12 protein-coding genes are annotated in these 12096 nt (G+C 40.1%); 11 read left to right on the top strand and 1 reads right to left on the bottom strand.

What is annotated here, in order from left to right; translation table 11 throughout:
- Window positions 1-132: 132 nt before the first annotated feature.
- The 7 genes from AC6CIB_RS13710 (at window position 133) to recO (ending at window position 5757) form a co-directional block, all read left to right on the top strand.
- Window positions 133-2298 (top strand): HD family phosphohydrolase, encoded by a 2166-nt coding sequence (locus AC6CIB_RS13710; protein ID WP_498281528.1) that lies wholly within the window; start codon window positions 133-135, stop codon window positions 2296-2298.
- Complete coding sequence (gene ybeY / locus AC6CIB_RS13705; protein WP_498281526.1) at window positions 2295-2768, top strand: rRNA maturation RNase YbeY; 474 nt, start codon at window positions 2295-2297, stop codon at window positions 2766-2768. The genes AC6CIB_RS13710 and ybeY overlap by 4 nt, the downstream gene beginning before the upstream one ends.
- On the top strand, window positions 2743-3141 hold the full coding sequence (locus AC6CIB_RS13700) for a diacylglycerol kinase (protein WP_498281524.1): 399 nt from the start codon (window positions 2743-2745) through the stop codon (window positions 3139-3141). The genes ybeY and AC6CIB_RS13700 overlap by 26 nt, the downstream gene beginning before the upstream one ends.
- A 251-nt stretch (window positions 3142-3392) precedes the next feature.
- The gene (locus AC6CIB_RS13695) at window positions 3393-3791 is read left to right on the top strand and encodes a cytidine deaminase (protein ID WP_498281522.1); all 399 of its coding nucleotides are present in this window, start codon (window positions 3393-3395) and stop codon (window positions 3789-3791) included.
- Window positions 3784-4704, top strand: a complete 921-nt coding sequence (gene era / locus AC6CIB_RS13690; RefSeq protein ID WP_498281520.1) for a GTPase Era — start codon at window positions 3784-3786, stop codon at window positions 4702-4704. Before AC6CIB_RS13695 ends, era begins: the two co-directional genes overlap by 8 nt.
- A 111-nt stretch (window positions 4705-4815) precedes the next feature.
- On the top strand, window positions 4816-4959 hold the full coding sequence (locus AC6CIB_RS13685) for a YqzL family protein (protein ID WP_341356603.1): 144 nt from the start codon (window positions 4816-4818) through the stop codon (window positions 4957-4959).
- A 45-nt stretch (window positions 4960-5004) separates the two neighbouring features.
- Window positions 5005-5757, top strand: a complete 753-nt coding sequence (gene recO, locus AC6CIB_RS13680; protein WP_148969716.1) for a DNA repair protein RecO — start codon at window positions 5005-5007, stop codon at window positions 5755-5757.
- A 398-nt stretch (window positions 5758-6155) separates the two neighbouring features.
- Here recO and AC6CIB_RS13675 read toward each other — a convergent pair whose 3' ends face one another.
- On the bottom strand, window positions 6156-7529 hold the full coding sequence (locus tag AC6CIB_RS13675) for a glycine--tRNA ligase (RefSeq protein WP_498281518.1): 1374 nt from the start codon (window positions 7527-7529) through the stop codon (window positions 6156-6158).
- 471 nt (window positions 7530-8000) lie between these two features.
- On the opposite strand from AC6CIB_RS13675, the gene ccpN reads away from it, so the two are divergent.
- The 4 genes from ccpN to dnaG all read left to right on the top strand — a co-directional run bounded on the left by ccpN (window position 8001) and on the right by dnaG (window position 12089).
- Window positions 8001-8627 carry a transcriptional regulator CcpN gene (ccpN, locus tag AC6CIB_RS13670; protein ID WP_149158020.1) on the top strand — a complete coding sequence of 209 codons (627 nt, stop codon included), beginning with the start codon at window positions 8001-8003 and terminating at the stop codon, window positions 8625-8627.
- 13 nt (window positions 8628-8640) lie between these two features.
- The gene (locus AC6CIB_RS13665) at window positions 8641-9453 is read left to right on the top strand and encodes a pyruvate, water dikinase regulatory protein (protein WP_113970612.1); all 813 of its coding nucleotides are present in this window, start codon (window positions 8641-8643) and stop codon (window positions 9451-9453) included.
- 311 nt (window positions 9454-9764) lie between these two features.
- On the top strand, window positions 9765-10232 hold the full coding sequence (locus tag AC6CIB_RS13660; protein WP_498282167.1) for a YaiI/YqxD family protein: 468 nt from the start codon (window positions 9765-9767) through the stop codon (window positions 10230-10232).
- Between the two features lie 45 nt (window positions 10233-10277).
- Window positions 10278-12089: a DNA primase gene (dnaG, locus tag AC6CIB_RS13655; RefSeq protein ID WP_498281516.1), complete on the top strand. Its 1812-nt coding sequence runs from the start codon at window positions 10278-10280 to the stop codon at window positions 12087-12089.
- The last annotated feature ends 7 nt before the right edge of the window (window positions 12090-12096 follow it).

Raw genomic sequence — 12096 nt, 5'->3', positions numbered from 1 at the left:
GGTTTAACATGGATAATTATGTGGAAAACTGTTATCATTTTACATAATTGCTAGATATTTTTTCTCGTGCTTTTCTGTAAACTCTATACCTTGAACTGGTTGGAATTGTACTTACATAACAGGGGGTTCTTTATGCAAACGCACCCATTCTTACTCAAAATAAGGAGCTTTCTTAGCTACCGACTCTTTACTAACCTCTTATTTGTGTTACTTGGCATTATTGTTTTCGGGGTTTTATATGGGAATGTAAAACCGAAAACTCTGGATATTAATTTGTATGAAGAAGCTCCTACAACAATTAGGGCGCCGAAGAAATTTGTTGATGATGAGGCTACAGAGAAAAAGCAGCTGGAAGCTGAAGAAGAAGTAGGAAATGTCTATACCCCTAAAGAAGGGGCGGTCGACAACTCGATATCGTTACTTCGTTCCCTCATGGAAAGTGTAAAAGAAGTGAAGAAGGAATCTGAAACTCAAGAACCCGGATCAGAGGAACTGAAGCCTCCAGCTGAAGCGGAAATAAATGAGCAGCTAAAACGGCTTAAAGCTAAGCTTCCCAAGGATAAGAATAATAATGTAACCAACCAATTGAATGATACGGTTTTAAAAACTCTATTGGAAGCTGCAGAGGAAGATCTGGAACGAGTAGAGACAATCGTTTCTACGCAAATGAAGATTATCATGGAAAATGGTGTGAAAGAAGAGGAATTGAGTGAAGCGAGATTAAATTTAGAACAAAGGATCACAAACTATACCTTTAGGGGGGATCTATCTAATGCTGCCGTAAAGCTTGGGAATGTGGCACTTGAGCCGACTCAATATTTTGACGCGGAAAAAACGGATGAATTAAAAAAGCTGGCCGTGGCCAATGTTCAATCAGTTGAAATCATTGAAGGCGGAGTCATTGTAGAAGACGGGGAATTGATTACTCCTAAAGAATATCGGATCATGAAAACCTTGGGGATGGTGGAAAATACATTCTCTTTTAAGCCGTATATTGGGCTTGCGCTCTTTGTTCTCGTGGTGATCAGTTCTCTGTATTACTTCTTTTATACCCTCGAGGTAACAGAGGAACGAAAACAAAACTATTTAATCCTCACGAGTATCGTGTTTGTCATCTCACTGTTGATCATGAAGATTGTAGGGTTGATAGAACAGCTGGAAATCAATGATATTGCCTTTATATTCCCTGCTGCATTCACGGGAATGATCCTGAGGATTTTATTAAATGAGCGGATTGCCATGATGATGGTGTTTATTTTATCAGCTTGCTCAAGTATCGTTTTTCATCAGCAGTTCTCAGGTTCAATCGATATGGAGATCGCTATTTATACGTTATTCAGTGGAGTATCAGGTATCTTATTCCTGGTGAGCCGCAATCAGCGCTCGAATATTTTAAGAGCGGGTATTTACGTAGCTCTTGTGAATATATTGATATTGGCGTTTTTGGTTCTATTAAGCGGTACTTCTTATTCCAATAGTGAATATGTGTATTATCTAGTGTTTGCCCTGGTATCAGGAATCAGTTCCTCTATTTTAACAATCGGTTTCCTGCCGTTTTTCGAGGCCGGGTTTGGCATACTTTCTTCCATGAGGCTGGTGGAGCTCTCAAGCCCTACACAACCATTATTAAAGAAGCTGCTGACCGATGCGCCGGGTACTTATCATCACAGTGTCATGGTAGCGAATCTTGCAGAATCTGCATGTGAATCCATTGGTGCAAACGGACTATTAGCGAGAGTCGGCTGCTACTATCATGATGTTGGAAAGTCAAAGAGGCCACACTTTTTTATTGAAAATCAGCTTAATATGGAAAATCCTCATGATCGGGTCTCGCCTGAGACGAGTAGGGATGTTATTATAAGTCATGCTTCAGATGGTGCCGATATGCTACGGAAGCATAAGCTGCCAAAGGAAATCGTCGATATTGCCGAGCAGCATCATGGAACGACCTTGTTGAAATTTTTTTATTATAAGGCAAAGGAACAAGGGAAAGATGTTAAGGAAGAAGATTATCGATATCCCGGTCCTAAACCACAAACAAGGGAAGCGGCCATTATTAGCATTGCGGATAGTGTAGAAGCGGCTGTCAGATCGAAGAAATCTCCCACGCAAGGAGAGATTCAACAGCTTGTTCATTCCATTGTACAAGACCGCCTGCAGGACGGTCAGTTTAACGAATGCGATATTTCATTGAAGCAATTAGAGACAGTCAAGAAGTCTCTCTGTGAGACTTTGAATGGAATCTTTCATCCGAGAATAGAATATCCGGAACTTAAAGTAAAAGGAGAAGAAGCATGACTTTATTGATCGACTTTATTGATGAAAGTGAACAATTATCCGAAGAGGAAACAAGTTTGGTGCAAAACATCTTAAACTTTGCAGCAAAAAAAGAAGAGGTCGAAGATGACAGCGAAGTGTCGGTTACGTTTGTGACGAACGAAAGAATTCAGGAAATTAACCGTGAATATCGCCATAAGGACCAGCCGACGGATGTCATTTCCTTTGCTCTTGAAGAACTGGGAGAGGACGAAGTCGAAATAGTAGGTGGTCAAATTCCCCGGGTTCTCGGTGATATCATCATTTCCATCGATCGAGCCAAAGAGCAGGCTGAAGAATACAATCATTCATTTTCCCGTGAACTGGGTTTTCTTGCTCTTCACGGATTCCTGCATTTATTAGGCTATGATCATATGGAAGAAATTGATGAAAAGAAAATGTTCCAGAGACAAAAGGATATTTTAGATGAATATGGACTCAAAAGGGACTAAGTTCGGCCTATTCAGGTTCATGAAGTCTTTTGGATATGCGGCAGATGGGATTAAATCTGTATGGGCGACGGAGCAGAATTTCAGGATTCACTCATGTGTAGGGATAATTGTCTTTATCTTAGCGTATCTGCTTTCTGTATCTGCCATGGAATGGATCATCCTGATTATATTGGTGTTTTCGGTATTGGCACTTGAAACCATGAATACGGCGATTGAAAAGGCAGTGGACCTTTCAATTTCAGACTACCATCCCTTGGCGAAAGCGGCAAAGGACCTTGCTTCTGCTGCCGTGTTACTCTTTGCGGTCTGTACTGCGATTGTGGGTGCCATTATATTTCTTCCAAAGTTGCTTGAGCTCATTTCTGCTCTTTGATGGGAAGTAAAGAAGATACGAATACCTGAAAAACAAAGGCTGCAGGAGAGGAATTGAACGATTTCTTTCCTGTAGCCTTTAATTCATTTGAAAACGTTCTTATACTTGTATAGAATAAGTGGAGCGAAGAACAAAATCGATAAATAGTTTGAATTATCTAACTATTTTATTACAAAATGATAACAGCCCATTTTCTTTTATGAAAATTGTAGTAAAATGAATTTGTAAGGGTTAAAAGGAGAGTTAAACTAATGAATGCAGAACAATTGATACAAGAAGCTAAACTAGCGAGAGAAAAAGCATACGTACCCTATAGTAAATTTAAGGTGGGAGCGGCCCTTCTGTCTAAGGATGGTAAGGTATATCACGGTTGTAATATCGAGAATGCAGCCTACAGTATGTGTAATTGCGCTGAAAGAACAGCTCTATTCAAAGCATACTCAGAAGGCGATACAGACTATTCAATGATTGCGGTTGTAGCAGACACGGCAAGACCGGTGCCGCCATGTGGAGCCTGTCGTCAGGTCATTTCAGAGTTATGTCCGAAAGAAATGAAAGTCGTACTGACAAACCTTAAAGGCGATGTGGAAGAACTAACCGTTGCAGAACTATTACCAGGAGCTTTTTCACCGGAGGATTTACATGAGTAATATAGGCAGTAATACAGAATACAAATCAGGCTTTATCTCCATCATCGGACGGCCAAACGTTGGGAAGTCCACTTTCTTGAACCATGTAATCGGTCAAAAGATTGCGATTATGAGTGATAAGCCTCAAACAACACGAAACAAAGTTCAGGGAGTGTACACGACAGATGATGCACAGATGATATTCATCGATACTCCAGGGATACACAAACCGAAACATAAACTGGGAGACTTCATGATGAAGATTGCTCAGAACACTTTAAAAGAAGTGGACGTCATTTTGTTTATGGTCAACGTAGAAGAAGGGTTAGGAAAAGGAGATCACTTCATCATCGAGAAGTTAAAAGGGGTTAAAACACCTGTTTTTCTTATTCTGAATAAGATTGATCAAATTCACCCTGATGCGTTATTGCCGATGATTCAACAATACAATGACCTGTTTCCTTTCGCGGCGACTGTTCCGATTTCAGCACTTGAAGGAAATAATGTAGATAACCTTCTACAATTATTAAAGGATCAATTGCCAGAAGGACCTCAATTTTATCCTGCTGATCAGATTACAGACCATCCTGAACGTTTTATCGTTTCAGAACTCATACGTGAGAAGGTCCTGCACCTGACAAGGGAAGAGATTCCCCACAGCATTGCAGTCGTGATCGATAAGATGGAGCGAAAGCAAGAGAAGGACCTTATTGACGTGATCGCAACCATTATTGTGGAGAGAGACTCGCAAAAAGGAATTGTCATCGGAAAACAAGGGTCGATGCTAAAGGAAGTAGGAAAGCGTTCTCGTGTAGACATTGAGAACCTGTTAGGATCAAAGGTTTATCTTGAACTATGGGTGAAGGTACAGAAGGATTGGAGAAACCGATCTTCTACCCTGCGTGACTTTGGATTCAGCGACGACGAATATTGATGGCTGAATTAACAATATTTAGGCCGCATCTTTTAGAGAGAAAATGCTCATTCTAATCACAAGAAAGCTTATGAAGTCTTGCTAGTTTAAATCCAGAAAGGTGGGTTTTTTATGTTAGACTTAACATGGAAATTTTTTTCGCAGACAGGAAGTATAGACACCTATTTACTTTTTAAGGAGCTTGAAAAGGAGACGGTTGAGGATCCTTACAGCTTTGAAGAAGAAACAGCGGAAGTTGATTTTCCTTTAACGTGATAAGTTTGTCATCACCCGGGTGGATTGATGTCGGGAGGTGGCTATATGCTGCAGAAGTGTGAAGGAATCGTTATCAGAACGAATCATTACGGTGAGTCGAATAAGATTGTTACCATATACACACGAGAATTCGGAAAGATTGGATTGATGGCTAGAGGGGCAAAGAAACCTAATAGCCGTCTATCCGCCATTTCACAATTGTTTACATATGGTTATTTCCTTTTTATTAAAGGAAGCGGGCTAGGGACTCTTCAACAGGGAGAGATGGTAGAATCGTTAAGGCATGTGAGGGAAGATTTGTTTAAGACGGCTTATGCCACTTACATCGTCGACCTTCTCGACAAAGCGACGGAGGACCGGAAACCGAACCCGTTTCTATTTGAATTGCTTTACAAGACCATTCACTATTTAAATGAAGACTATGATCCCGAAATTCTTATGCACATATTTGAAATGAAAATGCTCCCTGTATTAGGGTTGTATCCTCATTTGAATGGATGTAGTGTATGCGGGGAAGCTGATGGTGAATTCGCTTTCTCCTTTAAAGAAAATGGATTCATCTGTCATCGTTGTTTAAGTGAAGATCCTCATCATTTTCCGATCTCACAAAGCACTGTGAAGCTTCTGAGGGTATTTTACTATTTCGATATCAATCGATTGGGAAATATATCGGTGAAAGATGAAACAAAACGTCAATTAAAGCGGGTAATCAGAACTTATTACGATGAAAACTCAGGTCTAACATTAAAATCCAGGAGGTTCTTAGACCAAATGGATAACATGAAGGACTTATTCTAGCTTATAATGCTGCTTGTGATTATTTAGAAAAGGCTCATTCATGCGGTGCGTGAATGGGCCTGTTTTTTTATGGTTTTGAAAGTTGAATGGGGGCGTTCACAATTTGGCGTGACAAATCGGGAAAGTGCCGCAAGTTTGCCCAAAAGTGCCGCAACAACCTGCGAAAGTGCAACAACAAACGTCCAACGTACCGCTACAACCCCCAAAATGCAGTTTAGCGAATCCCTAAAGAGCATAAAAATACGTCATTCTTGTGATCAGACAGCGCCAACCCATCTGAAACACACGTATAAATATACTTTCTATCATAGATACGACAAAAAAATCCCCAAAGGCACGCCTTCAGGGATTTCTAGATATGCTTGTCGACTCTGGGCAAAGCCTCTGTGCTTTAGGTTTTAAAACTTAATTTTCTCCTGCAAGAACGCCTTTACTTCACTGATTGGCATTCTTACCTGATCCATCGTGTCACGGTCCCGTACGGTCACTTGACCATCTTCAACCGAGTCGAAGTCAAATGTGATACAGAATGGTGTACCGATTTCATCTTGACGACGATAGCGTTTACCGATCGATGCTGTTTCATCAAAGTCTATCATAAGATCCTGTGATAATTCTTCATATACTTTGAATGCATCACCAGATAACTTTTTGGAAAGCGGGAGGACAGCTGCTTTGAATGGAGCAAGTGCCGGATGGAAGTGGAGCACTGTTCGTGAATCATTTTCAAGCTCTTCCTCTTCAAATGCGTCACATAAGAATGCAAGAGTGACACGGTCTGCACCAAGGGATGGTTCAATACAGTATGGTATATACTTTTCATTTGTTTGAGGATCCATGTAGTGGAAGTCCTCATTCGAATGTTCCATATGACGTTTCAGGTCAAAGTCTGTTCGATCAGCTACACCCCAAAGCTCTCCCCAACCGAATGGGAATTTGTATTCAATATCCGTAGTAGCATTACTGTAATGAGATAATTCGTCTTTATCATGATCGCGTAAACGCATGTTATCTTCGTTCATTCCCAGATTAAGTAACCAGTTTTTACAGAATTCACGCCAGTAAGAGAACCATTCCAGGTCTTCTCCGGGTTTACAGAAGAATTCCAGTTCCATTTGTTCAAATTCACGTGTTCTGAATGTGAAGTTACCAGGAGTAATTTCATTTCGGAAGCTTTTTCCGACTTGAGCAATACCGAATGGCATTTTCTTACGCATGGAGCGCTGAACATTTTTGAAGTTAACAAAGATACCTTGAGCTGTTTCTGGGCGTAAATAGATTTCATTTGTAGAAGATTCTGTCACACCTTGATGAGTCTTAAACATTAAATCGAATTGACGGATATCGGTGAAATCCTGGCTTCCGCAATCAGGACACACGATACTGTGCTCCTTGATGATTTCTTCCATTTTTTCAAAAGAAAGTCCATCCACGATCATCTCGATCCCTTTTTCTTCAAGGGCGTTTTCAATGATTTTGTCTGCACGATGGCGTGTTTTACATTGCTTACAGTCGATCATTGGATCATTGAAGTTTCCAACGTGACCAGAAGCTACCCAAGTTTGCGGATTCATTAAAATACTTGCATCAAGACCCACATTGTAAGGGGATTCCTGAACGAATTTTTTCCACCATGCTTTTTTAATATTGTTTTTTAACTCTACACCTAATGGACCGTAATCCCACGTGTTAGCAAGTCCGCCGTAAATTTCAGAACCCGGGAAAACAAATCCTCGATGCTTCGCTAAATTTACTACTTGTTCCATTGACATAAAAGTCACTCCTTTTCATCATGTATGTAATAAAATAAAAAAGCTCGTCCCTAGGCATATAAGCCTAGGGACGAGCTTGATACTCGCGGTTCCACCCTAGTTGATATACATCATACATGTATACCCACTTTTAAATGTAAAATAGCTCGGGATTGCCGTTTTCCTGCTTTCCAGGCTTTCACCGTCCCTGGTCGCTTGAGTGCAGCAAGTACTTATTGATCCGTCATAGCATTATTGATTATAAGATGAAGACATTTTATCATGATAAAGAAATAAAAACAACTACTGATCAGTAGAAGGGAAAAGATTTGAAGTTTGTATCAAAAAAAGATACTCTGTGTTAGGTGAAATTTAAAATATAGTGTTGACACAATTGAATGATAATATGCTCTTTTCATTTTCTTTAAATAGTATATAATATTTAATATAAAGTATAACATAAATCGTTTGTCCGTTAGGTGGTGAGTAACAATCGAACTTAATAAGCGTCAAGAACATATCTTACAAATAGTTAAAGACAACGGACCTATCACTGGTGAACAAATCGCCGATCAATTAAACTTGACCAGGGCGACTCTGCGACCTGATCTAGCCATTCTAACCATGGCGGGTTACCTGGATGCACGTCCTAGAGTGGGATATTTCTATACAGGGAAAACAGGGACGCAGCTGTTGACAGAAAACCTTAACAAAATATATGTTAAAGATTATCAATCGATTCCTGTAGTGGTAAACGAAAATGTTTCTGTGTATGATGCCATTGTTACAATGTTCCTGGAGGACGTAGGAACATTATTTGTAGTGGATGGGAATACGTACTTGGTCGGCGTCCTGTCTCGTAAGGATCTTTTAAGGGCGAGCATCGGGAAGCAGGAACTTAGTACGTTGCCGGTGAATATCATTATGACGAGAATGCCTAATATTACGGTCTGTGAAAAGGATGACCAGCTAATAGGGGTAGCCAAAGACCTGATTCATAAGCAAATCGACTCTGTTCCGGTGATTAAGAAAACGGAAAAAGGCGATTTAGAGGTCATAGGCAGAATTACGAAAACCAATATCACGAAAGCATTTGTAGCGTTAGCAGATGAATATTAGAAGGTGGTGAGCGATCGTGAAAGAACCGATCATCTATGTTGTATCAGACTCGGTGGGTGAAACTGCTGAACTAGTCACAAAAGCGGCGATTAGCCAATTCAATGGTTCCAATACGGTCATTAAACGCTTTCCGTATGTAGAGGACTTAGAGCATATCGATGAAGTGATTTCCCTTGCTAAATTAAACCAGGGACTGATTGTGTATACTCTCGTAAAGCCGGATATGCGTGCGTATATTAAAAAAGAAGCTGAAAGAGAAGAATTGTACGCATTTGATATTATCGGTCCGTTAATGGATAAATATCAATCAGCTTACCAAAAGGAACCGTTGTTCGAGCCGGGAACGGTAAGGAAGCTGGATGATGATTACTTCAAGAAAGTGGAAGCGATAGAGTTTGCCGTCAAGTACGATGATGGGCGGGACCCCCGCGGCATCCTTAGAGCGGATATTGTGCTTGTAGGTGTTTCCAGAACTTCAAAGACTCCGTTATCACAATATCTTGCACTGAAGAGGATTAAGGTGGCCAATGTACCACTAGTACCGGAAGTCGATCCTCCAGAGGAATTATTTATGGTTTCTCCGAAGAAGTGCTTCGGGTTAAAAATCAGCCCTGAGAAGTTGAATACGATTCGCCGGGAAAGGTTAAAGTCATTGGGGTTGAATGATCAGGCAAGCTATGCAAATATTCAACGCATTGAAGATGAGCTGAAATATTTCGAGAAAATAACCAATCGTATCGGCTGCCATGTGATTGACGTAACGAACAAAGCCGTTGAAGAAACAGCCAATGTCATTACGAATATCTATCAACACTCAAGCAATTAACACTTAAAAAAGAATGATTCTTTTCCTGAATAAAAAAGGGAAAGAATCATTCTTTTTTGGTGAATCTAAACGTGAATAATTAAAGATTTCATAAAATGAGTTTTTATAGTGGTCAAACTTGTCCGATTATACTATAATAAAAAATTGTGATAAAAATATTTAAAATAGGTTTAGACTAAACTCTTAAGGAATAAACTAATTATTGTGATATGTCAAGTCTCGCCTCAATTAAAATTCGACAATTTTAATCAATTCTCCAGGAAAGTTCATAAAGAGAGAAGGATAATACGGAGTGATGTAGAATAGTTAGTATTAGCGAACATAAGTCTACCGTATATGTAGATGCAGATGCTTGCCCGGTAAAGCAGGAAATCATTAACATTACCAGGGGTTATGGCTTTGAAGTTGTTTTTGTTGCTTCTCATGCCCATAGAAAGAACACACCTGATCAAGGCAGGTGGGTATATGTCGATAGTTCGAAAGAAGCGGCTGACTTATACATCATGAATCATGTTCAACCACATGATGTACTGGTTACCCAGGATATTGGATTGGCGTCCTTGGTTTTGCCGAAAAAAGTTTATGCTATCTCTCCCAGGGGAAAAACCTACAGGGAAGAGAGTATAGTCACCGCATTGGATTATCGATATGTCGCAGCAAAAGAACGTCGTAGAGGAAACTATGGTAAAGGTCCTAAACCTTTTACAAATGAAGACAGAGAAACATTTTGTACTTCATTTGATAAAATCTTGTCGGAAATTGCAGGAGAATCGGAATAAGTACAGAATGGATTTAAGAGGGTAAATAAAAACAGGTGATAAATGGTGTCTGAAAGAATCCCTGAAGATAAGTTAAATAAAATATTATCGTCAACCGATATCGTAGATGTTGTCAGTGATTATGTACAACTGAAAAAGCAGGGACGCAATTATTTTGGCTTGTGTCCGTTTCATGGAGAGAATACTCCATCTTTTTCTGTTTCCCCTGACAAACAAATATTTCACTGTTTCGGATGTGGGGCCGGGGGGAATGCGTTTACGTTTCTAATGGATGTTGATGGTTTAAGCTTCCTCGAAGCAGCGCAGAAGCTTGGTTCTAAAGTAGGGGAAGAAATCTCCATTCAGACCTCTTCATCTGATAGGGAGCTTCCCCCTCAAGAAGATGAAAAGCAAATGATGGAAGCTCATGGGTTATTAAGTAAATTTTACCATCATCTCCTTCTAAATACAAAAGAAGGCCAGGAAGCCCTCGAATATTTATTGGCCCGGGGGTTTACAACTGAAAGCATTACTAAATTTCAGATTGGCTGGTCACTTCCAAGCTGGGATTTCACGGTTAAATTCCTTCAGAAACGAGGCTATACCCTGGAGCTGATGGAAGCGGCAGGCTTACTCGTTAGAAGAGAAAGAGACAATTCCTTCTTGGATCGCTTCAGGGGTAGGATTATGTTTCCTATTGTTGATACGAAAGGAAACACGGTCGCTTTTTCAGGAAGAAGCATCGATGCGAATGATGAACCGAAATACTTAAACAGTCCGGAAACGAAAATTTTTAACAAAAGCAGCATTCTTTATAACTATCACGGTGCTCGTTCCATGATTAGAAGAAAACAGCAGGCCATTCTGTTTGAAGGGTTTGCCGACGTCATATCAGCCAGTGAAGCAGAGGTGGAAAATGGCGTAGCCACTATGGGTACTTCATTAACAGAGCAGCAAATCGGGCTGCTTAAACGCCTGACTGATTCCGTGATCATATGTTATGACGGTGATTCTGCCGGAGTGGAAGCTGCATTCCGTGCAGGAAACCTTCTTCATAATCATCAGCTGAACATTCGTGTCGCAACAATACCGGAACAATTAGACCCTGATGACTACATTTCAAAATATGGTGCAACAAAGTTTCAACAAGATGTAATAGGGGCAAGCTTAACGTTCATGGCATTTAAGCTTCGGTACTATAAGCTGAATAAAAACTTAAATGATGAAGGAGATCGCCTTAAGTATATAGAAGACATACTCAAGGAAATTACCCAACTGAATAAAGCGGTTGAAAAGGATTATTATTTAAGGTATTTAGCAGATGAGTTCGAATTATCTCTTGAGGCTCTTCAACAGCAGCTCTCTGAACTGGAAGGCCCGGACAAACGGAATTCTAAACCGCCTAAACAGATAGGTATGCAAGGCAATTTCTCCAGGCAGACTCAGTCTAAACTATTACCCGCTTACCAAACGGCTGAGAGAAGATTGATTGCCTATATGCTTAAGGATCCGAACATCGCTTATAAGATTCAGGAGTGGCTTGCAGGTACTAACCTAAATATTGATGAACATCAGGCTATTATTACTTATTTATTGGGTTATTATGAAGAAGGTCTACCTCCAAGTGCCAGTGCCTTTATCGGGTATCTTCCCGATGAGAGGTTAAGAAGAATCGTAACGGACATTGAAATGATGTCAATTAGCGAAGAAAGTACGGACCAAGAATTAGTAGATTATGTCAATCAGGTGTTAAAACATCAAAAGATGTTGAGAATAAAAGAAAAAGAAGTGGAAAGAAAAGAAGCAGAACGACTAAAGGATTACCGAAAAGAAGCACAAATAGCAATGGAAATCTTACAGCTGCGTAAGTCTCTATAAAGTTTTG

The sequence above is a fragment of the Rossellomorea sp. GQ25 genome (assembly GCF_059758515.1).
This window is presented reverse-complemented; position numbering and strand designations above follow the sequence as displayed.